23 protein-coding genes are annotated in these 26135 nt (G+C 68.4%); 13 read left to right on the forward strand and 10 right to left on the reverse strand.

Features of this window, described 5'->3' with window-relative positions; genetic code table 11:
* Positions 1-1197, forward strand: a 1197-nt coding sequence (locus ADY01_RS11815; protein ID WP_049570371.1) for a PQQ-binding-like beta-propeller repeat protein, incomplete at its 5' end; no start/stop codon positions are given.
* Between the two features lie 446 nt (positions 1198-1643).
* On the opposite strand, the gene ADY01_RS11820 is transcribed toward ADY01_RS11815, so the two are convergent.
* The 6 genes from ADY01_RS11820 to ADY01_RS11845 all read right to left on the reverse strand — a co-directional run bounded on the left by ADY01_RS11820 (position 1644) and on the right by ADY01_RS11845 (position 11340).
* Complete coding sequence (locus ADY01_RS11820; RefSeq protein ID WP_049570374.1) at positions 1644-1934, reverse strand: hypothetical protein; 291 nt, start codon at positions 1932-1934, stop codon at positions 1644-1646.
* Positions 1931-2308, reverse strand: a complete 378-nt coding sequence (locus ADY01_RS11825; RefSeq protein ID WP_049570377.1) for a DUF6247 family protein — start codon at positions 2306-2308, stop codon at positions 1931-1933. The genes ADY01_RS11820 and ADY01_RS11825 overlap by 4 nt, the downstream gene beginning before the upstream one ends.
* A gap of 593 nt (positions 2309-2901) precedes the next feature.
* Positions 2902-4173 carry a TIGR02679 family protein gene (locus ADY01_RS11830; RefSeq protein WP_049570381.1) on the reverse strand — a complete coding sequence of 424 codons (1272 nt, stop codon included), beginning with the start codon at positions 4171-4173 and terminating at the stop codon, positions 2902-2904.
* Complete coding sequence (locus ADY01_RS11835) at positions 4170-8408, reverse strand: TIGR02680 family protein (RefSeq protein WP_049570384.1); 4239 nt, start codon at positions 8406-8408, stop codon at positions 4170-4172. Before ADY01_RS11835 ends, ADY01_RS11830 begins: the two co-directional genes overlap by 4 nt.
* Positions 8405-9730: a TIGR02678 family protein gene (locus ADY01_RS11840; protein WP_049570387.1), complete on the reverse strand. Its 1326-nt coding sequence runs from the start codon at positions 9728-9730 to the stop codon at positions 8405-8407. Before ADY01_RS11840 ends, ADY01_RS11835 begins: the two co-directional genes overlap by 4 nt.
* Complete coding sequence (locus ADY01_RS11845) at positions 9727-11340, reverse strand: TIGR02677 family protein (RefSeq protein ID WP_049570390.1); 1614 nt, start codon at positions 11338-11340, stop codon at positions 9727-9729. The genes ADY01_RS11840 and ADY01_RS11845 overlap by 4 nt, the downstream gene beginning before the upstream one ends.
* 1115 nt (positions 11341-12455) lie before the next feature.
* Here ADY01_RS11845 and ADY01_RS39065 point away from each other — a divergent pair.
* The 3 genes from ADY01_RS39065 to ADY01_RS41805 are packed head-to-tail and all read left to right on the forward strand — an operon-like array spanning position 12456 to position 14511.
* Positions 12456-12986: a hypothetical protein gene (locus ADY01_RS39065; protein ID WP_159001157.1), complete on the forward strand. Its 531-nt coding sequence runs from the start codon at positions 12456-12458 to the stop codon at positions 12984-12986.
* Positions 12896-14110, forward strand: coding sequence for a P-loop ATPase, Sll1717 family (locus ADY01_RS11850; protein ID WP_159001159.1), 1215 nt, complete (start codon positions 12896-12898; stop codon positions 14108-14110). Before ADY01_RS39065 ends, ADY01_RS11850 begins: the two co-directional genes overlap by 91 nt.
* Before the next feature lie 47 nt (positions 14111-14157).
* Positions 14158-14511, forward strand: a complete 354-nt coding sequence (locus ADY01_RS41805) for a 4-fold beta flower protein (protein ID WP_420715640.1) — start codon at positions 14158-14160, stop codon at positions 14509-14511.
* 602 nt (positions 14512-15113) lie between these two features.
* Here the strand turns inward: ADY01_RS41805 and ADY01_RS11855 are convergent.
* Complete coding sequence (locus ADY01_RS11855; RefSeq protein WP_049570397.1) at positions 15114-16508, reverse strand: hypothetical protein; 1395 nt, start codon at positions 16506-16508, stop codon at positions 15114-15116.
* Between the two features lie 212 nt (positions 16509-16720).
* Here ADY01_RS11855 and ADY01_RS11860 point away from each other — a divergent pair, with 212 nt between their 5' ends.
* From ADY01_RS11860 to ADY01_RS11900, 9 genes are all read left to right on the forward strand, one after another.
* The gene (locus ADY01_RS11860; RefSeq protein ID WP_049570399.1) at positions 16721-17134 is read left to right on the forward strand and encodes an ATP-binding protein; all 414 of its coding nucleotides are present in this window, start codon (positions 16721-16723) and stop codon (positions 17132-17134) included.
* Positions 17131-17346, forward strand: coding sequence for a hypothetical protein (locus ADY01_RS11865; protein WP_049570403.1), 216 nt, complete (start codon positions 17131-17133; stop codon positions 17344-17346). The genes ADY01_RS11860 and ADY01_RS11865 overlap by 4 nt, the downstream gene beginning before the upstream one ends.
* Entirely contained in the window at positions 17334-17693 is a 360-nt protein-coding gene (locus tag ADY01_RS11870) for a hypothetical protein (protein ID WP_049570406.1), read from the forward strand. Before ADY01_RS11865 ends, ADY01_RS11870 begins: the two co-directional genes overlap by 13 nt.
* Positions 17694-17884: 191 nt before the next feature.
* Entirely contained in the window at positions 17885-18382 is a 498-nt protein-coding gene (locus ADY01_RS11875; RefSeq protein WP_049570409.1) for an NUDIX domain-containing protein, read from the forward strand.
* 123 nt (positions 18383-18505) lie between these two features.
* Positions 18506-19021 (forward strand): hypothetical protein, encoded by a 516-nt coding sequence (locus tag ADY01_RS11880; protein ID WP_049570412.1) that lies wholly within the window; start codon positions 18506-18508, stop codon positions 19019-19021.
* 348 nt (positions 19022-19369) lie between these two features.
* A complete protein-coding gene (locus ADY01_RS11885) occupies positions 19370-20398 on the forward strand; it encodes a thymidylate synthase (protein WP_049570416.1) in 1029 nt (342 codons plus the stop codon).
* Positions 20395-20952: a nucleoside-diphosphate kinase gene (locus ADY01_RS11890; protein ID WP_063784197.1), complete on the forward strand. Its 558-nt coding sequence runs from the start codon at positions 20395-20397 to the stop codon at positions 20950-20952. The genes ADY01_RS11885 and ADY01_RS11890 overlap by 4 nt, the downstream gene beginning before the upstream one ends.
* A complete protein-coding gene (locus ADY01_RS11895) occupies positions 20949-22124 on the forward strand; it encodes a hypothetical protein (protein ID WP_049570420.1) in 1176 nt (391 codons plus the stop codon). The genes ADY01_RS11890 and ADY01_RS11895 overlap by 4 nt, the downstream gene beginning before the upstream one ends.
* Positions 22121-22723 (forward strand): 3'-5' exonuclease, encoded by a 603-nt coding sequence (locus ADY01_RS11900; protein WP_049570423.1) that lies wholly within the window; start codon positions 22121-22123, stop codon positions 22721-22723. Before ADY01_RS11895 ends, ADY01_RS11900 begins: the two co-directional genes overlap by 4 nt.
* A gap of 58 nt (positions 22724-22781) precedes the next feature.
* Here ADY01_RS11900 and ADY01_RS11905 read toward each other — a convergent pair whose 3' ends face one another.
* From ADY01_RS11905 to ADY01_RS11915, 3 genes are all read right to left on the reverse strand, one after another.
* Positions 22782-24425, reverse strand: coding sequence for a hypothetical protein (locus tag ADY01_RS11905; protein ID WP_049570428.1), 1644 nt, complete (start codon positions 24423-24425; stop codon positions 22782-22784).
* Positions 24422-24832 (reverse strand): hypothetical protein, encoded by a 411-nt coding sequence (locus tag ADY01_RS11910; protein WP_049570430.1) that lies wholly within the window; start codon positions 24830-24832, stop codon positions 24422-24424. The genes ADY01_RS11905 and ADY01_RS11910 overlap by 4 nt, the downstream gene beginning before the upstream one ends.
* A gap of 331 nt (positions 24833-25163) precedes the next feature.
* Entirely contained in the window at positions 25164-25979 is an 816-nt protein-coding gene (locus ADY01_RS11915; RefSeq protein ID WP_049570434.1) for a DUF2637 domain-containing protein, read from the reverse strand.
* Positions 25980-26135: the final 156 nt, after the last annotated feature.

The following is a 26135-nucleotide window of genomic DNA, read 5'->3' on the forward strand; positions in this document are numbered from 1 at the left end:
CCCCCGCACAGCCGGCCGCCGGCCACCCCCGGCCGGGGGACGCCCCAACCGCCCAACCGCCGCCAGGCCCTGCGGCTCGGACTCGGAGCCGGGGCGGTGGCCGTCGCGAGCGCAGGTGTCGCCGCACTGCTGCGTTCCGAGGGCGAGCGGGGAAGCGGCGCGTCCGGGCCCGGCGCGTCCACCACCGGATCCTCTTCTCCGGCCGCCGACCGGGGATGGACGATCGAGCTCAACTTCTCCCAGCCCGTCACCCCGGTGGTGGCCGAAGAGGTGCTGTATGCCATCGACTACGACGGGCTCCACGCCGTGGAGCCGTCCAGCGGCGACAGGTTGTGGACCGGGTCCATCGAGCGGGCCGGTTCCCTGGCGGCGTCCGGCTCACAGGTGTTCGTGGGGTGCGACGACGGGACGGTGTACGCCTTCGACGGAGGCGCGCGGCCCCGCTGGAACTTCAGGTCCGGCAAAGAACGCAGCACGACGGTCCGGGCGCATGGCGAGGCGGTGTGTCTCGTCACCGACGGGGTCCTGTACTGCCTGGACGCCGCCACCGGTGCCAAGAGGTGGGAGTCCGACAGGGAGTGGCAGGACTACACGCTGACGGCGACCGGCGACACCGCCTACGTCGGCACCGTGGACTTGGAGCTGTACGCCCTCCGCCTGGACGACGGCGACCAGCGGTGGACGCGTCCCCCGGACGGCTTCCTGCCAGGACCGCCCGCGGTGGACGCGTCCACGGGTCTCCTCTACCTCGTCGCCCAGGACAACGCCGTGGCCCTCGGCATGGACGACGGCAGCGAAAGGTGGACCTCCCCGATCCGGGACGGTGGGGATGGGTGGGAGACCCCGTCACCGGCCGTGCTGGTCGGCGACACGGTCTACGTCGGCGGGGCCGACCGGCTGGTGTACGCGCTGAACGCGGCCGACGGCGAGCGGAAGTGGGCCGTCGGCGACCGGGAGGGGACCATCCCGGCCGTCGCCGACGGACGGGTCTACGTCGCCGACCGCGAAGAACACTTCCCGACCGTCCTGGCACTGGACGCCGAGGACGGCTCCGAGGTGTGGAGCATGCCCCCCGGTGAACGGGTGGGGCTCACCGCATACGGCAACCACCCCGTCGTCCACGACGGCTTGGTCTACGTGGCCACGCCGGCCCAACTGCTCGCCCTCGACGCGGCCACCGGCACGTACCCGACATAGGCCCGTCACCATTCGGCGCCTGCTCGGCCGGGTGGACCCCACCGGATGGCCACGGCCTTCCCCGCCGACAGCGGACCGGCGCACCGAGCCGTTCGCCGCCTGAGAACTCCCAACGGAACGAGTTGTGGCCGGCGTTGAGGAGCCGATCTGCCGTTGAGTGCTCCGAGCCCAGAGGCCGCACGTCGTCGTGGTCGGCGCAGTAGAGGTGTGACCATTTCTCTTGGCGTTTCCACTGTGTCACGGCCCTCTCCCTCCAGACCGGGAGGGCTCCGGGAGCAGCGCCGCCAGAGGAAGGATGTGCAGCTGCGAACACGCCTCTCAGGGTGGGAGCTCTGCCCAGGTCGCACGCGTCGCAGGCTCTGTGGCCACCGTCGCTCACCGTGGTTCCCCGCCCGTTCTGGCACGCATCTGGCACGGTACGGGTGCCGAGTTGGCCAGCGAGGCAGTCAGAGATCAGCGAAGGGCGGGATGATTCGGACGATGGCGATGAGCTTGATTCGCGGTACGGGAAGAGCGAAGAACCAGCCGTCCGCGAGAAGGGGGATGCGGCGAAGTCCGCCCGGGCCACCGTGACTCGGGCCGACGCCGATATCGGTGACGTCGACGCCGACCTCAGCGAGGGCTACCAGTTCGTCGGCCAGTCGCTCAACCTCGGTGACAACATGGGGAGGGAGCCCCGCGATGACGTGTTCGGCGTCGGGGTCGTACTCCCACCGCCACTGTTCTTTGTCGCTCACAGAAGGCCCGGCCCGCGCTCAACGCCCGCCTCGGCAACGGCTGTGTCGATGATGCCGCCGATCTCGGCGGCGATGGCACGGGCCTCGGTCAGGTCGTCGGTCTCGGCGGCACGTGCCTCCAGCACCCGCAGACGGGCCGCGCGGTCCGGGGCACGCTCGACCGCGACATACACGGCCCACTGACCGACGAAGCGGCGCATGGGCGCGGCGCTGACCTGTTCACGGGCTTGCCGGAGGGCAGCGGCGCGTTCGGCGTCGAACGTGGGAAGCGCCCCCGGAGCGACGAGCGCGAGAGCGGCCCGCAGCTCCTCAGGGGTGCTGGCGGGCTGCGGGATCCGAGGCACGCCGGCGGAGGAGTCCGATGCGGTCGTCATGGGAGCGATCTCTCCTTCGCGCTGCCGATGCTGCTGCCGCCAGCGTGTCCGATAAGCCCCGAAATCTCAAGCGCGGGGTCAGCCGGTCGCGGAGGCGGTGTCCTGGCCGGTTCACGCCCTTGTGACAAGCGCTCGTCGCGGTCACCGACGAAATTAAGGGGGAGTGAGGGCCCGTTCACCAAGGCAGGACTGCCGGTGCGGCTTGTCATAGTGATCGTTCTGGTTGTGATGGCGGCCCTGATCATTGACTGACTGACCGAGGTCGTTCAAGCCTGCCGCCGTCCCGCCCCTGACCCGCAGAGATCGTCATACTGGCGACTCCGCGGGCCACTGAACGTACCCGCCGCTGACCGCTGATTCCCGCCCGATCTGGTGCGGCCATGGCCGACGAGGCTGGAAAGAACCGAGACCCCGTTGACTCGCATGAGGTTCGGTTGGGGAGCCTGTCAGCCTCGATGGCGTTCCGCAGGTCAGCGGTGTGGGTCGGTTGGTGTCGCGTGGCCTGAAAGGGGTTCGGGGAGCGGCTCGGCTCCCGGATGGCTCCCAGCGCCGGTGCTCCCCGCTGAGCACCTGCCGCGTGTCCCAAGTCCTTCCTACGCCTGACCCGACAGGTCGTTCACCAGAAGATCGAGGGTGACCTCCTCATGGAGCGCGATCCCGAGAGCGGTCATGGCATGGGCGAGCCCCGGGTCCCAGGCTGCGCTGACGGGCTGGCCGTCGAGCTGCAGCTGAGGGATCCCCTCGGCTTGGCTGCGAGCGGCCAGGTGCTCGTAGTCCTCGGCGCCCATGCGCCATGGCTGGGCTCCGTATCGGCGGATGATCCGGTTCGCCAGAGCGATGCCCGGCCAGTCGAAATCGCCGTGGTAGGCGAAACGGCAGTCGGTGGCGGCGAGGGCGTCGAGAAGTGTGAGGACCACCGTGGCGGCGCTGCCGGACGTGCACACCAAGGGCCGGACGCAGGCCGCGTCCGCCGCCGCTTCCACCACGCGCGGATTCTCACAGATGTGGACGACTGCTCCGGCAGGTAGTCGCAGCCGCAGGTCGTGCAGATCGCGCGGCGTGAGGTGGGCTTCGGCGTGATGGTCGGCTCGCTGCCTCAGGGCATACTCCCGCCAGCCTCCACCGACGGGCCGCAGCCCGTAGGTCAGCACCGTGCTGGAGACCTCGTCCGGTGTGACGGACACAAGCCGCCACAGTGCGCGCCGACCGGCCGCGTCGCCGGGGAACTCGGTGCCGTGGGCGAGGGCGATGCCGCGTTGGACGAGGCGTGCGAGCCAGGTGCCGTCGTCCAGGCCGTGTGCGGATCCGGTGGTTGTGGCGGCGAGTTCTCCCCGGCCTCGGGCGCCGCCCCGTTCCGGGCCGAGCAGCACGGTGAGGACCTGGACTGCCTGTTGGAGCGTTCCTACCGCTGTTTCGGGTGTCACTCCTCTTGGCGCGCCGGCACGGCGGAGCAGGTCGTACCACTGTCGGATCCAGTCCTGGCCGGCGAGCGGAGAGGCGTCCAGCGCCGCGGCGAGCGACGACCAGACGTGCTCGCGCCGTGCCGCGATGCCCGCGCGGAGGGCACGGCGGTCGGTGAGCGACGGGCCCAGTTCCTCCAGGGTCTGCCTGAGCCCGAGTCCGGCCGCCGAGGCACGCAGTCGGGCGTCGAGCGCATCGAGGTGAACGGTGACGGTGGCACCTGTGAAAGGTTTGCCCAGCAGGAGCGACAGGTCGTTGCGTTCTTGGGCGCTCACCGAGGTCAGCCGGAGCGAACCGGTGGCCTGCACACCATTGCCTTCCAGGCGCTTGCGCACCGCCTCCCAGAGCCGGGCGAGCCCAGGACCGGCCAGCCAGTCCCGTGTCGCCGCGGGCAGCTTGCTCATACGGACACCAGACGCCGGTGTCGGCCGTTCCAGGTGTAGTGCAGGGTGGCCACCCCGCGCACATGGGGGTCACGGAGGCACTCGTACATGTGCAGGGACGGGACTTCCGGCCAGTTCCCCATGAGCCGCTCACTGGTGAGGACGAAGTCGAGGTCGAGATCGACGAGGATCCTTCCCAGCCGCCCGTGGGTGGGTTCGTCGACCTTGGCGAAGGCGTCGTCGAGCAGGATCAGCCGCGGCGCGTGGGGTGCCGACTCGGCGAGGCTGGTGAAGTGGGCGGCAGCCGCGGCGAAGAGCACGAGGTAGGAGAGCACTCGCTGTTCGCCCTGGCTGAGTCCGGTGCGGCCGGTCAGTTTCCGCCTGCGTCCCGGGGCGGCGTCCTCGACCACGAAGGTGTGGAAGCGGAACCAGTCGCGGTAGTCCAGTGCGGTTCGCAGATGGGCGGCGTAACCGGCTGAGGGATCGGCTCGTCGGGCATCCTCGATCCGCCGTTGCAGCACCTCGCGGAGTTGCTCGGTCTGCTCACGTGTGCGCAGGCTCGACGGACTGCGCAGCAGCTCGACGGCCGCCCGCACGTCCGCGTCCACGTCCTCGTCCAGCTTCCACAGCAGTTCCACGCCGAGACCGTGGGAGGTGCGTACGGTCCGCAGAGTGTCGTTGAGAGCCGCGACCAGGTTCGCCGCGGTGATGACCTGGGCCGAGAGGTGGTCACCGAGCTCGCCGGTCAGGAACCGCTGGAAGACCTCACGTTCGCGCTCGGTGAGCCGTCCGCGGGCCTCTGACGCCTGGACGGCGATCCGCTCGCCCACGGCCGCGACGTCGTGGGAACCGTGGTCATCGATCAGGCGGCACACCTTGATGCCATCGCGTTCGTCCAGTTGCGCGTCGTAGCCGCCGGCCAATTGGTCGCGCAGGTCGGTGTGCCTGTTGAGCAGAGTGCTGTCCGACACTTCGTCTTTCGGGCGGCCGAGGGCCTGTTGTACCGCGTCGGTCAGTGTCCGCAGTGCTCGCAGACGGCTGCGGACGTCCGAGCCGGGATCGTCCGCCACGTCCTCGGGCAGTGAGGATCGGTCCAGCCCGGCGCCGCGCACCACCTCAGGCCGGCCGAGTGCGCCGCGAAGGGCACCGCCGGTTGCGATGACCGCCGTCTCCTGGTCGGCCAGGTCCTCGCGCAGGCGCTTCTCCTCCTCTTCCGCGCGCACGCGCAGGTCGTGGAGGTCGTTCCGGACTCGTTGTGCCGCCGGGACGGCCTGGGCGGCGTGCGCGATGCGCTGTCTGGCTCCTCGCTCGCGGGTGAGGATCTCTTCCTCGGTCGCCCCGATGGCCTTCTCGCGGGTGCGCAGGTCCTGTTGCGCGGTACGCAGCCCGGTGAGGCGGAGCCGGTAGTTCTCCTCCGCGGCCAGGCGGTCCTTGCGGGCGCGTTCGTACCGCTCGGCATCGGCGTGATGGGCGCCGAGCCGCTCGCCCGTGCCGCCGACCGCCCTGCGAAGACGCCCGATGCCGGTGAGAAGGGCAGCCAGTGCCGTACGTACCCGTTCCAGGTCCCCGGGATCGCTGGGCAGGTCATGGGCGGTGGCGGTAGCCGCCGCCTCGGCGCGTGCGGCTACGGCGAGAGCGCGGGCCTCCTCGGCCGACCGGGCCGCGCGGGTCGCCTTGGCGGTCAGGTCACGCAGTGTCCTCTCGTCCGACTCGACCCTGCTCCAGGCACCGGCGAGACCTCGTGGCCGCGGGAAGCCCTGCTCCGCGAGCCTGAGGGCCCGGCGCCGGGCATCGGCCTCGGCCAGTTCGTGACGGGCGTCGGCCAACCGCCGTTCCGTCTGCGCGAGCCGCTCCTCCAGCTCGGCCAGGATGCGCCGCCGGGTCTCGGCGCGTAGGGCGGCTCCCACGTACTCGGCGTCACTCTTGTGGTGCCGGCCGCTGAGGATGCCCAGACGCCAGCTACCGTCGTAGTACACCGCGTCATGAGCGGTCGTTTCCTCGGCCGGTGCGAGCGCGATGGCGGTCAGCAGGTGTTCCACCTGCTCGGACGTGACCCCGCAGCCCGGCCGGGGTGCTGGGCGCAGGGCCGAGGCGAGGGTCGGCCCGTCCGGCAGTGCGAGGCCGGGACGCAGCAGAGTGTCACGGGTGCCGGGATCGACAACCGCGCCGTCCGCGCCGACCCACGCGTCCAGGATCCCGCTGGCTTCAAGCGCCGCTTCGAGACCGGCCCGGTCGGTGGGCGCCAAGTCGTCCGTGAAATCCACCAGCCGGTAGAAGGATTCGCCGCTGCCCGGTGCTCTTTCGGCGATGCGGTGGTAAGGGGCCGGCGGCTCGGGATCGGTACGTCGCTCCCAGTCCTGCTTCTGACTCGACAGGCGGCCGAGTTCCTCGTCGAGCCGGCCGACGGTGAGTGCGAGGGCGTCGCGGCGCTCGGTGAGTTCCTCTCCGTACGGCTCCAGTGCGGCATGGGCGGCCTGCCACGCCTGGCTGTCGATATCGGGCGGGAGCGTACGGTCCGCGAACGGGGCATCGACGGAGTTCTCGCAGGCGACCGCCGTGTGGACGGCATCCAGCGGCGGGCAGTCGGCCCCGACGGCGGTCCGCGTGCGTGCTACCCACTCGGCGACCCGGCGGGCATAGGCACCGCTCTCCTCGGCGACCCTCTCCCGGCCGGCGTCGAGACGGCCGGCGGCCTCTTCCGCCTCGTCCTCCAGTCGTTCCCGCTCAGTGTCGGCCTGCACCGCCCGGCTTCGGGCCTCCTCGGCCCGCGCGGTGAGACGCGTCACCTCCTGGACCATCCGGGCCCGGTTCTTCACGACCGTCTCGGCATCCTCCAGCTGTCCCCGCCAGGACCGCAGTCCGTCCCGCACCGCGGCCGTGTCCACGCGGACGGCCGATGGCTGCTGCACGGTGCACGTCGCCCCGTCCGGAGCGGTCAGCTCCGTCTCGACGGCCTGGGAGCGGACCGTGCGGGGCAGGGCGACTGCCTCGCCGAGATGGCCGGTGGGAAGCCTGGCCTTCTCCGCCTGCGTCAGCAGTTCCCGGTGTTCGGTGCCCAGTTCGGCGAGTCGGCTCCCGAGGTGTTCGACACCGTCGGCAAGCCGCTCGGCCGTGCCCTCCTCTGCGCCGTGTGCGTTGCTGAGGGTGGTGAAGGCGGCCACGGCGGCGGTGTGCAGAGCCTCGACCGTGCTGCGGCGTTCCGACAGTTCGTGCAGGCTGCGGTAGGCGTGGCCGGCGTGCAGGGCGGCGAGGTCGGTCCGGGCGGCTTCTTCCTCTTCGCGCAGGGTCTCCAGCCGGGCTTCCGACTCCTCCTCCTGCGTCCTCAGCTCGCTGGTCCGCTGTGCGGCGTCTCCAGCCGCCCGGCGTCGCCGCGCGAGGACCTCCAGCTCGCGGCTCACTGCCTGGGCGAAGGTCCGCAGGACTCCGGACAGGTAGCCGCGGTAACTGGTGAGGAAAGCGCGCAACGCCGCATCGGTGCGCTCCAGACGGCCGAGTTCGTCGCGTACGGCGTCGAGGTCGTGCAGGTTGCGCGCGACCTTCTCGACCACGTCCTCGTCCAGTCCCGGCAGGGTCTCGCTCAGCAGGGATGCCAGTCCCCCATGCTCGATGCGGTCCCCGACCGTGGGCCGCCGCAGCCGGTGGAGGAGCTGGGTGAGATTGCGGTAGCGGGTCGCATCGGTGATGCCGAACAGTTCCCGGGCCACCCGCGAGCGGTGGAGGACCGCGCGGTCGGTGATGTTGTCCGAGCCGATGATCTCCTTGAGCCGGTCGACCGGCAGGGGCTTTCCGCCTTCGACCAGGTGCAGGTCCTCACCGACGCGCAGCGAAGTGACGAAGAACGTCGGCAGCGCCTTCTGCGTCGACTTCGAGGCGCGGATGGCGGCGCCGAGTGTGAGGTGGCGGTAGTCGCCGCCGTCGGTCGTGCCCCGGAACTCCACCCATAGGTAGCCGAGCCGGTTGGTCTGCTCGAACCCGTCCAGCATCAGCCAGGAGAGGGTGGTCCTGCCGGTGCCCGTCGCGTCCAGTGCCCGTGAGTCGCCGTCCAGCAGATACGGGAGCAGCATCTCCAGGGCCTTGGACTTGCCCGCGCCGTTCTTGCCGCGCAGGAGTAGCCGTCCGTCCCCGAAGGCGAACTCCTGCTCGTCGTACTGCCAGACGTTCTGGATGCCCGCCCGGTGCAGCCGGAAGCGGGTGCCGTCGGTCGTCGCGAGGCGGGAACGCGGGAGCGGAACGAGGCCACGCGCATCGGTGGTCACAGCGGCAACTCCTCCTGGGCGTCGGTGCTCATTCGGGCCGCGGTGGCCGGGCGCACGGTCACGTGGGTGGCGTAGCGTGCCGCCGCGGCCAGCAGCACCCAGCCGTCACCGCCGGGCCGTGCCTCACGGACATCGGTCACGGTGCGCCCTTCGGGTGCCTCTTCGGCGTACCGCTCCGGCAGGCCATATCCCTCGGCACGCAGCCGGCCGGTCCGGGCCATCAGCCGCATGCGGACCAGCAGGTCCAGAACGGCCTCCCGCAGGGCGGGAACGTCCTCCAGATAACCGCGCTGCCAGTTGCTGCGCCGCCCGTACTCGGCGACCAGTTCCGCCAGCAGCTCGTCCACGAGGCCGTCCGGGACAGCCACGCCGATGACGAGCGTTCCTCCGGTCGCTGGGTGTCCGGGCTCGTGCGGTCGAAGCCGCTCCACGAGCCGTTCCACCAGCAGCAGCGCGGCCTGCGCGACCGTCCCCGTGCCCGGCAGGTGCAGATCCGTCAGCTCGTCATCGGGATCCACCAACGCCACTCCCTCGGCGCGGATCTCCATCTCCAGGCCCAGAAGTTCGGAGAACGCCTGCGCTTCCCGGCGCTGCCGGGTGCGCAACCAGTCGCGTTCGGCGTCGGTCAGCTCGTCGAGGTGGACGACGGGTGTCTCGACGAGCATCCGGCGCACATAGGTGCGAGGTCCGCCGAACCCCGGGTCCGCCGCCCGTCGGACCAGGTCGGCACCGTCCCGGGCCTGGGCGAGCGGGCCGGCGACGACGGCGCGGGCCAGCTCGCGGTCCACTGTGATCAGGGCCTCTCCGCCCGCGTCCTGCGCCAGCGCCGCCACATGGCCCTCGGTCTCGACGAGGACGCCCCACTCGACCAACAGGCGCAGAGCCGCTACCAAGGTCCGCTTCCCGGCCGCCCTGCCCGTCTCCTCCAGCTCGATCTCCGCGTCGGCCGCGGCGGCCCTGATGTCGGCCACCAGCTGTGACAGCAGCAGCTGTTCGGGAGCGGTCACCAGTACGGACAGGGCGAGCGCGAGGCAGGCGTACGTGTGCGGGCTGAACGGGGTGCCGGTGGAGCGCTCCAGCCGGTTGCCCGTGCCTGTCCCCAGCCCCGCCTTGAACAGCCGGGCGTAGGAGCTGTCGACCAGCAGGCGGTAGCCGAGCACCTGCTGGAACCGCTTGCTCAGCCAGTCGGCGTGCCTGCGGATCAGCGGGAAGAGGTCGGAGTGCGGGCCGTCCGAGGTGACCAGCGGATGGGCGAGCAGCAGCCGGGCGGCGCTGCGGCGTTCGGCCGCCAGGGCGACATCGTGTGTCGAGGGGAGGGTCATGACACGCTCACCTCCGCATCGCTGTCGTCCGCGTCAGCGGAGGCACGGCCGACGTCCAGCTCCAGGTCGTCCAGCAGCAGGTCGCCGTCGACCGAGTGCAAGGCGCACCGCGTGCCGGCCCTGCGTCGCACGGTGAGCCGGATGTCCAGTTCAGCGTCCTCACTGTGCGCTTGGCCGAGGTCGAATCCCGTCACGCCGTCCCCGTACGTGCCGGCGCGACGCCGGAGCTGCGCGTTCCCGAGTGCGGTGGCCAGCAGCTCCAGGAGCAGACCGAGCGCTGCGGAGGTGAGCCGCACCTCGGCGAACCGGCCCGAGGCGCTGCGCAGTTCGTCCGCCGCCGCTGCCCTGGCCGCCACCCGCTCACGGGCGGCCTTCCGCAGCCGCTGCTTCTGAACGGAGTGGTCCTCCACCGAGGACGTCCGGCCCCGCTGGGCACGGCTGCCCCTTTCCCGCAGGGCCACCGGCACCTCGACCACCGGGCCGGTCCACCAGCTCGTGTACGCGGGCACCACCTCGTCGGTGGCCGGGGGTATGCCCAGATGGCGGGCGGCGTAGAGCCCGAAGGCGGCGACGGCGATGTCGTGCGCGTCCTGCGGCGCCGCTTCGTCGAACCACCGGGCCAGCCGCAGCAGGTCTTTGCGCCGGGACATCTCCCCGGTGGCCGAGCGCAGCATCCGCTTGGCGTTGGCGAGCAGGGACTGCAACGCACGGAGGGTGGCGTCCCGCAGTTGATCGACCTGGCTGCCCTGCCCGTCGATGTCGCTGAACCAGCCGCGCAGGCCCTCCCAGTCCGCGAGCTCGCGCCCACGGCTGCGCTGGACCCGCGTCTCCGGTCGGCCGTCGCCCTGCGGTGACAGCCCGGGCAGACCCTGTGCGTGGGCGGCGAGCCGGGCCAGCAGACCCGGAACGTGCGGCCACAGCGTGTCCAGTGCCGCCGAGATCCGGGGTGCGCGGAACGCCACGTCCTCCGTGATCGCCTCGACGTAGTCGAGGAGCAGCTCTTTGAAGCCCTGGTACTCGGCGCTGTCCAGGTCGTACCGGGCCAGCACCTGGCCGAGGTAGGCGTAGAAGTCCCGGACGGAGTCCGCGAACTCGGTGAACTGCACGAACAACGTGCTGACCCGCTCCAGCCCGTCCTGCGGTTCGATGCCGCCGAGCGCGGTCACGAGCTCGGCCAACTCCCTGAGCCCGCGCTCGACCAGGGCGAGCAGCTCGCTGCTCACCTCGCGGGCGGCGTCGGCCTCGGCCAGGACGCCGTCGGCGTCCCGCTGGATGCGCTCGCCCAGCTTCGACAACTGGTAGCGCGAGCGGGACCGCTGGTACTCGCTGATGCTGGACGCCTTCACGGTGTGGCTGCTGCGCAGCAGGTTGCCCCACCGCACCAGCTGTTCCAGCCGGACCGTCAGGGTGTCGGCGTCGAGCCCGGCGGCCGGGCCGCTGGCCTGGCGCAGCTTCGCCAGGACGTCCGATACGGCGAGGTCCGCCAGCAGGGTTCCGCAGAAGACGCGCATGATCGCGAGGTGCTCCAGTCGCTCGGGCGCGCTGAGGTAGGTGTACGCGTCCAGCCGCTGGCGCACCTCACTCGCTGCGCCGGGTGCGGGTGCCTCCATGCCTGCGAGGCTACGCGGGGCATCAGGCCGCCGCCGGAGTGTGCCCAAAAATGCCACGGACGCGTGCCAGGCAACGGCTCGGTCCGCGCCAACGAACCGGGCTCGGCCGCTTCCGCCGGCGACGTTCTCCCAGCCCGGTGTGGGGAAGCCCCTGGCAGCACTGGGAAGACCGGATGGACCGGCCCACCCCTTCGCGCGGAAGCTCCGAGGTGGCCCTCAGCCGAGGACGCCAATGGTGCGGGCGGGGCAGTCGTCGGAGGAGGCGGCCGTGATCTACCAGCACTCGGACCGTGAGCGTCAGCGTGAGGTGGCCCAGGGGATCGACGCTCGGCTTCGGGCACAGCGGGAGCGGGCGACGAGAATCGAACTCGCGCTCTGAGCTTGGGAATCACCGGCTACTCGCACGTGTCCGCGCTGGTCAGCTGCTCCTGGTGGCGTCGGCCTCGACCCGTGGGCGGCATCGTCTTGTGCCGCTCCTTGCCGTGGTTCACCGTCTTTACTGGTGCAGCAGTGGAGCGAGGAGGTAGGGAACGCAGGTCTCTCCGATGGGCGCGGTTGGGCGAACAGTGCAGCTGATTTCGGCGATGAGCAGCGACAGCCCACGAGGTTTCCAAATGTCGGGCGCCGGGCTCTCGGCCTCAGTTACCAGGCGGGTACCTCTTGGCTACTGGGTCCCGGACCAGGGAGACGCAGGCGCTCGTCGCTCGCCCCGACGGGGTGGATGTCTGTTGGGGCTCGGGCGAGGCTGAGCTTGAGCGTCGTCCTCCAGAAGCACATGGGGTAGATCTGGAGCCGCCGTCCTTGGTGGGCGTGACGAACCCGCAGCTGAGGTGTGGATGCGGTCCCTCACAAGCACCCGACGAACATCACGTACTGCATCACCGCACCAGTATCCGAAGTAGTCGGCTCCAGCGGCCATCTCCTTCGGGAATCACTGGCGACGCGGTCCAGGCTGGTCAGGGAGTCGCCTGTGCGTCTGGATCAGTGGCCGCGGTTGCCCAAGTTCCTGGATTCCATGGACCTGAGCGCTGATGACGACAGTCTTCTGAGACTCTGCACATGAGTGCAGCAGTGGACGTAAGATGACATTCACTTCGCATCCCCAGGGGGGCCCAATGAGGACTGGCGGCCGTGGATCGAACTTCAGTATCGGTGGGGAGCAGGCGGAGGCTGACCCGCTACTCCTGGAAGCCTTCTATGAGTCAGATGATTATCTGACAATTGCATCCAAGGAAGATCGGCGCTGCTTTGTGATCGCTAGGACGGGGAGCGGCAAGTCGGCAGCGCTTCAGCGACTTGAAGAGGAAAATACTGATCATGTCGTTAGGGTTTCCCCCGAAGATCTGTCCTTGAATTACATCACCAACCTCGGTGTCATGCGCCATCTGGATGAGCTTGAAGTGAGTCTTGATCCCCTCTTTATCGCCCTATGGAAGCATGTCCTCCTCGTGGAGTTAATCCGTCACAGATACAAGGTCGATTCTTATTCGGCTAAAATGACTTTTTTGAGCACACTCCGAGAGAAAATTAAGCGCGACCCCGGGAAAAAGTCGCCTTGGAATACCTTGAGGAATTCCAGGATCGCTTTTGGGTTGAAGCGGATGAGCGTGTTCGAGAAATCACCGAGAAATTCGAAGAGAAGATAAACAAGGAAGCAAAGGGAACTCTGGGATTCACCAACTGGCAGGCTATGGCCGCTAGCGCTACGGTTGGCGGCACCTTGGCAGATACCTTCTCCACTGAAACGCGGCGCGAGCTAACCGATCGTTTCCAGAGAATCGTTAACGAAACTCAGATAGCGCGCCTCAATAAAATGCTGAAGGTGCTGGACGAAGATATTCTGGAAAGTCAGCAAAATTTCACCTACGTGGTGATCGATGACCTTGATCGAGACTGGGTAGATGAGAAGGTCGCAAATGATCTTATTCGGTGCCTCTTTAGGGCGGTGCTGGACTTGCAACGAGTGCGAAACCTTAAGGTCATCGTAGCTCTCCGGACTAATATCTTCGAAAACTTGGATTTCGGGAACAGGACCGGCGGACAGGAGGAGAAGTTCCGATCGCTTTCTCTGCACATGCGCTGGGGGTCTGCGGAGTTGCGCAATTTGGTCGGCAGTCGTTTGCGTATCGCATCGACCAAGCAAGGGGTCGCAGCGGGTTCGCTCTCTGACGTACTGCCGCGGACGAATCCTACCCGTGGTGACGCTTTTGACTACATGCTCGAGCGTACGCTGATGCGCCCTAGGGATATCATTGCGTTCGTCAATGAGGCGTTCGCCGCATCTCAGGGAGAAAAGGTTACGTGGGAGCATATCAAGAACGCCGAGGATTCCTATTCCTATAAGCGGCTGCTGGCTCTCAGGGATGAATGGAAGACGTCCTACCCGGATATCAATCGCATTTTCGCGGTCTTCAGTGGCGCCGTGATCCCGATGTCGCGGGAATCATTCACTAGGCGTGTCGATGACGCTGCCCTTCTGCTTGCGGATCCCGATTTTCGTGGTAACGAATGGCTGAGTTACGCGACGACCTCCATGTGGAGTAATCCTGCTGGGGAATGGGCTGACTGGTACGGGCCGCTCGTTTATTTGCTCTACGGCATTGGATTCATTGGCTGTGCAACTGGCGAACAAGGCGTGACTCGCTACGTTCAGCAATTTCCCGACTTTGCTGAACGGGTCAGCAATATCGAGGCGACCACCAGTTTTATGATTCATCCAACCTTTCAGGCCGTCTTGGATATCAGGCTTGACGGTCTTCGTCATCGATGAATTTGTGCTCGACGTGTCCCGATAGCCGACATCTACGTGAGAGGCTTATGCGCCCCATCTTTAACCGCTCGGGGCACGTATGTGCTTGGTTGCGAGACGACTCGGTTTTTTGTCATAATGGCGCGGCAATTGCTTTCCTGCATCAAACCGACGTGATTAGTTACCGAGGTAATTATCTCGGTAGTTTCTCGCGTGGTTACTTTCGAGACCGGCGGGGCGCGCCTGTGGCTTGGATGGAGCATGCAACGGGAGGCCCGGTGCTGCTCATTCCTGCTCCGCTTCCCGATCCCCCTGTTCCGGACATTATCCCTGAGCGGCCATCTCTTCCCGTAAGTCCGGTGCGTTCAGTCGATTCGTTGTTGTGGTCCCGCCTGACCTGGGATAATTTTCTCGATACCTAGCTGCGTGGTGTCAGTGGGGCTATGGGGCAGGAGCTGGCTTGGTGCGAGGGATCGGGGTCCTGATGCTGGCTGGCGGATCGAGCAGGCTCTGGACCCACCTGCAAGTGCCCGGTGTAACCCTCGATCTTTGAGGCGCGCCCCAGGCGGGCTGCGCGAAGCCGCGGAACCGGCTGTCCCAGCCACGAAGGTGCCTGTCCACGGCAATCATGTTCCTGTCTGTGCTGGTACGCGGCCGACGGGCCTGAGCCAGAGCGGGGCGGAGACAGGAGGGGCGTGGAGGTCGAGGCCATTCACTTTGAGCAGGCGGCAGCGGCTCACATCCAGCCAGTTCAGCGACGCATCTTCGGGTGAGCGAAGATCCCCCGGCCGGCCAGGCCGGGTTGTTTCTTGGGCGTCGGAGCTCGGCGTGCAGGTCGGTGGGGTCGGTCAGGTGGAAGCGGATGACCGATCCTTCGGTGAACCTGTCGCTGCCGACGCCGATCATCGAACAGGTGTCGCTCCAGTAGTCGTCACCGGGCTCCGCTCATCCTCCGACGAGGTGAGCCACCGGTGCGACCATGAACTCTTCTGCGATGAGTTGGACTCCTCCAGACGTCCCACATTCAGGCCGACTCCGCCAGGTACGCGGACGCGCGGCGGTCCAGCTCGACCGCGGCCGGGACGTTGCGTCGCCGAATGGGAGAGAGAGCCCGGCGCATGTCCACGGCGGTGCGGCGGGTGCGGGCGGAGTGGATTCCGTCCATGACGTCCAGGGCACGCGACCAGGTCTCACACGCCTCCTCGATGGCGCCTTGGCGGGCCTGGATGGAAGCCAACTCGCCGAGGGTCACCGCGTGCACCCGGGCGAATGCGGTCGAGTTCCGGGCGCGCACGCTGTGGCGGAACTCGCGCGCGGCGCCGCGCAGGTCCCCGAAGTCCCGCAGGGCATAGGCTCGTTGATAGGTGAGATCTGCCTCGCCGAAGATGAACAGCCGGTCGGGCTCCTCGGCATTCGACCGATCAGCGGCAAGATCCGTCTCCGCGCGGACCAGCGCCACGGCAGCGGCCTTGTGCTGTCCGACCGCGGCGTGGCCGCGCGCCAACTGTGCGCCGAACATGGCGCGTTCACGGAAGCTTGCCAGCGAGTACCGCTTGCCTTCCATGGCTGCCTCGATCAAGTTCACGGCCTGCGGACCGTGCCCGAGGTCGACAGCCTGGTAAGCCATGCCGCGGAGCACGTGACCGGCCATGGGAGGGTTGTCCGCTTCCTCGGCGAGCTTGAGAGCGGTGGCGAAGTACCGCTGGGCGACGGCGTGCTCGAAGTTGTCGAATGCCGTCCAACCTGCCAGGTAGGCCAGTTCACTCGCCGCGGAGAACAGGTCCCTGCGGACTTGGTCGTCGGTGAAGCGGCCGTTGAGATAGGTACTGACGTCGGTGATGAGATACTGCACCACCGCCGTTCGGGCATGGCCGCCCCCGTGACGTTGGTCGATGCGGGAGAAGGCCGCGACCATCTCGCGGACGGCCTCCAGGTCCCGGCGGCCGACCTTGCGGCGGCCGGTGACCGAGCGGTCGGGACCATGTCCCGCCTGCTGCTTCCACCAGGTCGGGCTCGGCAGTGTCAGCGCGGCGACGGAGTACGCGGCAGTTGAGAGAGCCCTTCGGCGTTCCACGTTCAAGTCAAGTCTCCCCAACTCGTTCAGCTCTTTCAGCGCATCTGCACGCCAATCGAGCGTACGGTCGAGTGGCGGTGCGGGCAGCCCAATCTCCTCCGCGTTTATCGGACGACCCAGGTGCCGGGACAGTGCCTCGACGATGAAGAGGACCGTTTCCTCGGCCGGCGCCGCTCCCGCGACCCACTGCGCGACGCTTGCCCTACTCGTCCGCAGAACGGTCCCGGTCTCCGCGGCGACCGCCCGAACCCGTGCCGCCAGGGCCTCGTACGTCACTCCGCCGGCCTTCAGCGTGGCCTTCAGCAGGGCGTTCGGAGTCCCGTTCTTCCCACCTGGCTTGCCCATCAAGCACCCCTCGGTGTCGGCCTGCGTTCCAACATAGTCGTCACGTTGGGGAGTTGGCTAAACACGCTTAACGCATCGCACCGCGCCGCACCCTGGGCGTCGACTCCCAGGACTCGTTGACTGGTGAGGCAGCGCTTCGGCGCCCGTTTCGGAACCCCGGCGTTCAGGAACGGACGTTGCCCACCCCCATCGACGGACGCGCGGGATCAACCATGATTGCAACGGCCAGTCTCACCGAACAGACCCGCTATGCCCGAACATTGCCCTGTCTGGCGCAGAGCGTCGGCGAAGCTCGTGAGGCTGTCCGCGCCGCGCTGTCCGCTTGGGGACTGAGCGAGCTCGCCGACGTAGGCACGCTGCTCGTCACCGAGCTGGTGGCCAACAGCGTTCAGCACACGCCCTGCCGCTTTATCCGAGTCATCGTCAGTCGCCGGGACGAGATCTTGGTTCGTATCAGCGTGGTGGACAGGTCGCACGACCTGCCCGTCCCCCGAGCCGCCGACGTCAACGACGCCGCGGGACGGGGCCTGGCCCTGATCGAGACGCTGACTCACCGGTGGGGCACCGAGACGAAGAACTGGGGGAAGGCCGTCTGGGGCGAGCTGCGCAGTGAGGTCGGCCAGTGACCACCCGGCCCACGCCCTGGATCGGCGACGAAGTACACGACGAGGATGCAGGCCGCGACGGCATCGTGACGGACGTGCGTGACGGCATCTACGTCCTGCGCCCACCCCTGGGGACCACGGAGTGGACCTCCGCGCACCCGCATCGCCTGACCGTGGTCGTGCCGCGCGAACAGCGGCAGGAGACCATCTTGGGAGACCCATGTTCCACCTGACCGTGGCGCTGCTCGATGACGACGCGCTGATTCTCGATCCCCGACCGGAGTTGTGCGTGCGACTGGCGGTCGACGGGATACTCCCCGACCCGACGGGCCGCAGGCCGCCTGATCGCCTGGAGCTCAGGCTGTCCTCCAGAGCTCTTGCCGACCTGGATGCGCAGATCCACGGGATACGGAACCAACTGCTTGTCCGAGGTCGCGAGCGGGCGGAACGGGCATTGGGCCAGGAGCAGTCACGGGCGGCCGAAGCGGCCGTCAACAACGCTCGCGTCGACACCGGCACCATCGCACGCGTCGCGGTCGCACTCAACGAGCACCAGGCGCCGCCGGGCGTCGTCGCCTGATCGCGCCGGGCGGTGCCCCTCTCAACCGCCGGACCCGCAGCCCCGCCTCCTGAAGTCGTGTCGCCGCCCCCGAGCGTCGGCCGGATGGCAGGAGGCGGCCGAGCGACACACCCGAGTGAAGCACGCCGCCCTCTGGAAACGGGCGCGTTCTGCCTGTCCCGTCCTCAACCACATCGAGAAGGAGAAGGTACGTGCACAACGCTGATGATTTCACCCATCCCCCTGCCCGCCGGTACGCCGGCCTCGCGCTGATCCGGAACACGGGGGGCGACGTGCTGTTCGTGGAGAAGGCATACAAGGAGGGACTCGAACGTCTGGGCCTGCCCGGCGGGAGCGCCAGGCAGGGTGAGTCGGCCGCGGCTGCCGCTCAGCGTGAGGTGGAGGAGGAGCTGGGCCTCAAGCTGATTCCCGGGCGCGTCCTGACCGTTCACTACATGCCGGCCAGTGGGTTGGTGCGGGAGGGGACGAACCTCGTCTTCGACTTCAAGGTCATCGAGAAGGACACCGCCTTCACGTTGCCCGAGAACGAACTCGTCGGCGTCCACTGGCTCGCGCCCTCGACGATCCTGAGCCGGGTCGCCCCGTACAACGCCTGGCGTGTGCACGCGGCGCTTGAATCCGTCCAGGGGGGCGATGTGCAGTACCTCGTCGGCCACCCCACGTTCCCGATGGCCGAACTGGTCGCCTGACGCCCCAACCCCTATCACTCCCACGCCGCCGAGGAGTGCACCCTGAACGGCCGTTCTTTTTCTGGGCGTTCCGCCCTCGGCGGCGTGGGGTGCAGACACGAGAGATGACGAGAACAAGGAGCCATGAAGGAACTTCGCTTCTTCGAGGTGTGCGCGACTCCCTTCGGTACCCACTGGCTGAATCCCGACATGCTCACGGGATTCACCGTCCGGAGAATGGCGGACCACCCGGGCGAGGAGGACGAGGGGAATGTGGCATTCACCGCTGAACTCCACATCCACCAGGCCACGTATCACCTGCTCGACTCGGAGGGGAATAAGCAGTTCTGGAAGACCTTCGAAGAAGCCAAGGAAGCTGTCGACAGCCTTCTGGAATCGGCTTCGCTGACCACGCCACTCGGTATGCGCGAGCCCCAGCTCGGGGACGTCTACCAGATCCTCGACCACGAATGGGAGGTCGTCGAGCGGGTTCCCGGGCCCCAACCCGCCGCCCGGATCAGGCGGCTCCTGCACATTCATGATCCGCTGCTCGCGAGGGCGGTCACCGGGGAGTGCGCGCCGATCATGGAGCTCACCATGCCCTTCGGCTACTTCAAGTACCACGATCTCGTGCGCGAGAAGAGGACGACGAAGGCGTAGACCCGGCACCGACACGTCGCCACCCGAATCCTCACCGCTTGCCAGGCGCATGAGTTCTGTCCTTCTGGCGGGCGGTGAGGCCGCCTCGACACTGAAACGAACACGAAGAAGAAGGCGCAGAATGTCCAGGACCCGCCTGCCATGCCCGATAACGCTCGATGACCTCACGGAACGCTACGTCGAGGGAAGACAATCGATGGCCCAGCTCGCAAGGGACTTGGGTACGTCTGAGTACCACGTGAAGGAGTGGCTGAAGCGTGCGCGGGTGAAGCGTCGCGGCAGGGCGGAGGCCAACAGGATCAGCGGGCCCATCCGAAAGCACAGCCGGACCCACAGATAGGAGGATACGTGCTGACTCCACCGACCTTTCGGACGTTCGAGGGGGCGTATCTGACCGTGCTGGAACACGTTTCCAGCCAGTTCCAGTACCGCAACGCTCCCCGGGGCAATACCGCTCACGAGTGCGTCGGAATGGCCTTCCGGATCTCCGAGCCCCGTGAGCGCTTCCCGTACATGGCGTCGCGCCGGGTCAATCCAGTCTTCCACTTCGCCGAGGCGCTGTGGTATCTGGCCGGGCGAAGCGACCTGGCGATGATCGCCCACTACTCGCCCCGGATGCGGACTTTCTCCCGCGACGGGGCGACCATCGCCTCCGCGTACGGTGCCCGCCTCTTCACCCCGCTCCCCTGCAGCCCGGTCTCGCAGTTCGACCGCGTTCTGAGACTGCTGCAAGACGAGCAGGACACGAAGCGCGCGGTCCTCCAGATCTTCAGTCCTTACGAACTCGACGTGCCGGCGAACCCCGATGTTTCCTGCGTCGTGGCGCTGCATCTCTTCGCCCGCGAGGGCCGGCTGCACATGGTCTGCTACATGCGGGCCAACGACGCCAACCGCGGCCTGATCGCCGACATCTTCTCCTTCACCCTCATCCAGGAGTACGCCGCCGTCCTGCTGGGTCTGGACCTGGGCAGCTACACCCACCACATCGGCTCGATGCACATCAACGACCGGGACATGCCCCAGGTGAAGCGCATCCTGGACGAGGCCGCCACTCGCCCGAGCGCCCCGATCGACGGCTTCCCGTTCCCCGCCATGCCGACCGACACCACAGCCGAGACCATCGCCGCCGTCCTGGAGCACGAGGAAGCCTTACGCCTCAACCAGGTCCGGTACCGGCCCGAGGACATCGCGACCCTCGACCTGCCCCACTACTGGCAGCAGGCCGTGCTCCTGTTCGAGGTGCACCGCCAGCTCACCCACGCCCCGGGCGGCTCGATCACGGAGGCCGCGGTGAACGCGCTCGACCCCGGACTGCGCTGGCTGGTGGCCCACAAATGGCCCGCCCGCGTACCCGCCCGCGTCAGGCCACGGCGATGAAGCACGCGCCCGAGGTCCGCGGTGGCGTGCTGGGCGGCGTGGACTGGAAGTGCTGGAGCGTCGTTCTCCTCAAGCCGGACTGCGTCCGCCGAGGACTGGCCGACGCGGTGCTCGACCGCCTCGCTCCCCACGCCGAGATCCGGGACCGCCGGGATGTCACCGTGGCGGACTGGCAGGTCTTCGTCCACTACTGGGATCTCCTGGTCGACGCCGACTGGTTCGACCTCGACATCCCCGGCTGCCTGCGCTCCATGTACGTGGGCCACACGGTGACCGTCGCCCTCGCGCACGGCCCCACCGGTCTCGCACACCGCCTGCGCGCACTGCTCGGGCACTTCGACCCCTCCGAGGCACCCCCGGGCTCCATCCGCGGCGACCTCGGGACCGACAGCCTGACGGCCGCCCGCGCCGAAGGCCGCCTGGTCGAAAACCTCGTCCACACCTCAGACGACGCCGAGGCCGCATGCCGCGACTTCGGCATCTGGTACGGCGCCAACCACCACCGGCTCCTCACCGAGCCCTCGCTGCCCGAACCCAGGAGGACCCCCTCATGACGACCGCGCGCCGCACCCTGCCGTTACTCACCCCGCGGCAGATCGCCGGCCTGAAGCCGGGACTGGCCGACGTGATCGAGTACCGCAAATCCGGACTGTCCCTCAACCACATCGTCGGCTGCCCGCTGGACTGCGGCTACTGCGTCCGGCACCTCTTCGACAACTTCGACATGAAGGTGCCCCGCGCGCTCATGACCGACCACGAGGCCGTCGAACAGCTCGTCAACCACCCGTACTTCCGGCCGCACATTACGCCCATCCAGCTCTTCAACCGGGCCACCGACCCGATGCTGGCCAACGTCAAGCCCCACACGTTCAACGTGCTGGGCCACCTGGACGGGCAAGGACTGACCAACCACGTGCTGGTGATCACCCGCTGGCGCGTCAACGCCGAGGACTGCGCGATCCTCAACAGCTTCCGCAACATCAAGCTGACCATCCTCGTCACCCACTCGGGGATCGACGACGAACGGATCGAGCCCGTCGACTCCGCCATCGCCGCCGAGAGCCTGCGCACCCTGCACCAGAACGCCGACCGCTACCGAACCGTCCTGTACTGGCGGCCCATCGTCCCTGGCCTCAACGACTCCGACTCCCACGTGCAACGCGCCCGGGAACTGTCCGAACACGCCCACGCGACGGTGTTCACCGGACTGTTCTTCCGCAACGAGATCGCCGCCTACTACCAGGCACACGGGCTCCCGATGCCCTACCCGGACACCGCACGGCGCAAGATCCTCCCCGAGCTGGCCGAACGGCGCATCCTCGACGCCTTCCACCGTCCGGAGGCCACCGACGCACCCTGGGGCGAGCTGTTCCGCAAGACGTCCTGCGCGGTCGCCTACGCCCACGGCGAGCCCGACTACAACGGCCACTACGGCATCCGTGAGCTGTGCACCATCTGCCCCGCCGGCCAGCTTGAACTCTGCGCCTCCACCTGGAAGGCCCCCAGCGCGGCCGAGGCCACCGACGCGGCACGGGCCCTGGGTGCCGTTGGCGACATCGAGGTCACCGAACGCGCCATCATGGTCGAGGGCCTGGACGAACCGCCGCGCTACTACCTCCAGCACGGCTTCGGCTACCAGGTCCACGACCGAGCCAAACCCCACCACTACCGCCGGCACGGCCGCGCGGACATCGGCTGGCCGACCCAGGAGATACCCACACCGTGAACTACGAGTCATGGCCCCGGCTGCTGGTCGTCGACGTCGAGGGCAACGGAGCGACACCGCCCGACCTCGTGGAAGTCGCCACCCTCCCCGTCGTCGCCGGAACCCTCGACACCAGCGCAGCCGGGGCCTGGCTCATCCGCCCGCCCGTCCCCGTCACCCCGTTCGCCACCCGCGTCCACAAACTCAACAACACCGACCTCGCCACCTGCCCGCCCTGGACCGCAGTGGCCGGCGAGGTCGGCACGACGCTGGACGGCGCCTGGATCTGCGCCCACAACGCCGGCGTCGAGTACAACGTCCTGCGCCGCCACCTGCCCGACTGGAAACCGGCCGGAGTCCTCGACACCCTCCGCCTGGCCCGAGCCACCTACCGCGACGCCCCCAAGCACAACCTCGACACCCTGATCGACCACCTCAACCTCGACCTCACCCAAGCCCCCGGCCACCGACACCGAGCCCCGTATGACGCCTACGCCGCCGCCCTCGTGCTCCTGACCGCGGCGGAGAACTATCCCAGCTGGGACGCCCTGGCCACGGCCGCAGTCCCGCCCGGCTTCCCCGGCACCCCGGAACCCGAAGCGCCACCGACCCTTTGGTGAACGAACGTGAATGCGCCGGATACACGTTCATTGCGGTCGGTGGTCGCCCTCAGCTTCGTCAGCGCCTCCGGCTCGTGCCAGTGGTCTGTGGTGGGTTGGCAACGCGCTCCTGGGCGGTGTGAGGGATCCTGCTCTTGGCGCGCTGCTGCTGTTCGGTCTGTTGGTCGCGGAGGCGCCAGAGGAGTTGGGCGGCGGGGTTGTCGGCTTCGGTGAGTTCCCTTGTGTCGTTGTTGGTGGTGAGTAGTGCTTCTGGCTTGGTGCCTGTGAGTTGGGCGAGGTGGAGGGTGGTGGCCAGGGCGGGCCAGGTGGGGTCGGTGGTGATGCGGTCGGCCGCAACGGGGAGCAGGGCGCGGATGCGGCTCTCCCAGTGGGTGGTGATGCGTGGGTCCGTTCCCTGGGCTGCGATGTCAGCGAGGGGTGCGGCAGCGGTGTGGTGGTAGGCGGCCCGGAGGTGGATGAGGGTCTGGCGGGCGGCCTGCTCCTGCTGTTGGTGGTGGCGGGCCTGGTGCCAGCGGGTGATGGTGATGACCGCCGCAATGGCGGCGCCGAGTAGCCATGCGCCTGTTTCGCCGGTGGCGGGGGTGCGGGTGAGCTGGTAGGCGAGTTCGCGTAGTGCCCGGCCCTCCTGGTAGTTGGCCTCCTTCCGGGTGCGGGTGGCGCGTTCGAAGGTGGCTGCTGCCTGGCGGAGCCCGTCGCGGCCGGGTGTGGGAGCGGTCTGGGCGGCGGCGTCGAGGAGGGTGCCGAAGGCGTGAATGTGGTCGGTGGCGGCCTGCTCGTCCATCTGGTCGAGGGTGGCGGGGAGTGTGTCGATGGTGCGTGCGGCGTGGCGCCAGGGGTCGTCGGGGCGGTAGCCGGTGGTGAAGTGTTCGGCGGCGTGGAGCCGGTTGAGGATTTTGGGGAGGGAGAGGTCGGGGGCGAGCCTGCTGCCGGAGTACCACACGGGCTGTTCGCCGTTGGCGGGCTGGTGGGCGAAGGTGATGCCGCGGATGTCGCCGGAGGGTTTGCGGGCGATGTCGGCGATGACGCCTTGGGCGGCGAGGTGGGTGACGAGTTCGTCGACGGTTGCGGAGGCGGCCAGGGCTCGGCGTACGACGGTGCGCAGCCGGGTGCTTTCTGCGGTCTGTACCGTGCGGTGGGCCTTGAAGTGCTCGCGGTGGCCGGGGCGCTTGGCGGCGGTGCCGTCGCCTCGTTTGAGGCGGCGCAGGCCGAGGTCGGCTTCGATGCGGTCGACTTCACGGCGCATGACCTGGATGTACTTGCGTGGCAGGTCGGGGGCGCGTCCGTCTTGGCGGACGAGGGTGACCAGGAGGTGGATGTGGTCATCGGCGTGCCGGACGGCGATCCAGCGGCTCGCCTGGTCGTCGCCCTCGGGCGCGAGGCGCGCGGCGTGGAGGACGCGGCGGGCGACGCTGGCCCATTCGTCGTCGGTGAGGTGCCGGTCACCGGGTGCGGCTCGCAAGGGTATGTGGAGGTATTTCACCTCCGGTCGTAGGCGTTTGGGCAGGGCTTTGATCGGGATGTCGAGGCGAGCTGCGAGTGTGCCGACGGTGTGGCGTTCGGGGTAGCGGCCGGGGTCGGGGGCGTAGCCGTTCCAGGAGGCGACCAGGTGCGGGTCGGTGTGTTCGTTGTGGCGGCCGGGCCCGAAGAGGTAGCGGACGGTCTTGTAGGCGAAGTCGCGGACCTGGATGGGCTTGACGATCACTTCGCTTCCCGCAGCAGCCGCACCGCGACGTCCTCCACGGCGTCGATGGCGTCTTCCAGACGTGCCAGGAGGCGTAGGTGTGTCTGGTGGAGTTGTCCGCCTTGGTGGAGGTGGCGAGTCTCCTGGTTGAGCAGGTTCCCGACCCGGGACAACGCGGTCGTGGTCTCGCCGAGTTGTTGGATGCCGGCGCGGAAGTCGGTGACGGCGGCGCGGGGGTCGTCGTGGCCGGCGGCCAGCACCGTCGCCAGGGCGGTGAAGGTACCGGGCTTGCAGTGGTTGGCTTTGGCGGCGGCGGTGATCGCGGCCCACTCGGTGTCGCTGAATCGCGGGTGGGTGCGGTGCTTGCGCTGCTCGGGTTCGCGTTTGCGTCGCCGCACCCGTTCGCGGAACGACTCCGTCTCCGGCACCCCCGGGCCGGAGATCGTGGCGGCCTCACCGGCGGCTGGCCCTGCCCCCTCCGGGGCAGGGCGGGGGGAAGGATTCCTTACCCCCCTACTTGCTCCGCCGCTAGCGGTGGTGGTCACCCTCTGCTGATCGATGGGGAGTTCGTCGTGCGGGTCTCGCATGGTCCTTCTCTCCGAGGCATGTTGCTGGTTGGGCGGTGACTCGTCCCCACCCGTCGCATGCCTGGTCAGGACAGGTACGGGTCGAGTGGTGATGTCGGGTCGACCCGTTGCGGGCATGGGACCCGTCCCGGCGCTGAGCTGCGCGGGGACGGGTGGGACGGTTCGAGTCGGGTCAGGCTCGGGTGCCGGTGGGGGCGTGATCGAGTTCGGTCTGCAAGCGGCGGGTGATCTCGGTCAGGCGGTCCTTGCCGATGGAGTGGCCGTTGGCCCGGATTGCCGCTTCGACGTTGAGGCGGGAGACGCGCCCCTGGCGTCCTTTGGGGGCGGTGCGGCCGATGGCGAGGAGCTCGTCCATGGTGGCGCTGGGCTGCCGCCCCTTGGACTTGGCGGAAGAGTCCGAGGCATCCGCCACATCGGCGGCGCCTTCCGCCACATCATCGGCGGGGACCTCCGGCGTGGCTTCTCGCCTGTCGGGCTCGGTGTCGGTATGGGCGGGTTGTTGGCGGTTCTCGGTACTGTGGCGAGCAACCCCCAGTTGACTGTGGCGGGTTGTGGGGTGGCGGCGGATGACGAGGTAGAGGTGGACGGCTCCGGCGAGGGCCAGTGGGGCGATGGCGGAGAGTGCGCCGACGGTGAGGTCGTCCAGGTGCAGGCGGTTGCTGTGGCGGGTTTGCTGGTTGAGGCGGACGGCGTGGAGGGCGTTGGCCCAGATGCTGGTGGCGGTGGCGAGGCCGACGAGCGCCCAGACGTACAGGCGGGAGTGGAGGGGGGCGGTGCGCAGGATGATCAGGGCGCCGACGCCGATGGCGATGAACCCGTCTATCACGAGGGGGAAGGCGTAGGTGAGCGGTCCGCGGATGTGGATGGCGACGGCCATCTGGCGCAGGGCGTCGTAGGAGATGGCGAAGCCGACCGTGCCGAGCAGGGCGATCCCGAGGCGGATCGCGGTGGTTCCCGGTATGTCGGCGATGGCGGTGGGCGAGGACATGTGGAGGCGCTCCGGGTGGGGATGGCGGCGTGCTCGCAGCCCTCCTTCAACGACGCGTTCCTCAAGATCTACGCCGAGCAGCGCGGCGAGCAGATGTACACCGAGGACGGCATCGGCGCCTCGGCCGGGACGCTGACGGACTCCCTCATGCTGCCG

It is taken from the genome of Streptomyces sp. SBT349 (genome assembly GCF_001083795.1).
Classification (GTDB): domain Bacteria; phylum Actinomycetota; class Actinomycetes; order Streptomycetales; family Streptomycetaceae; genus Streptomyces.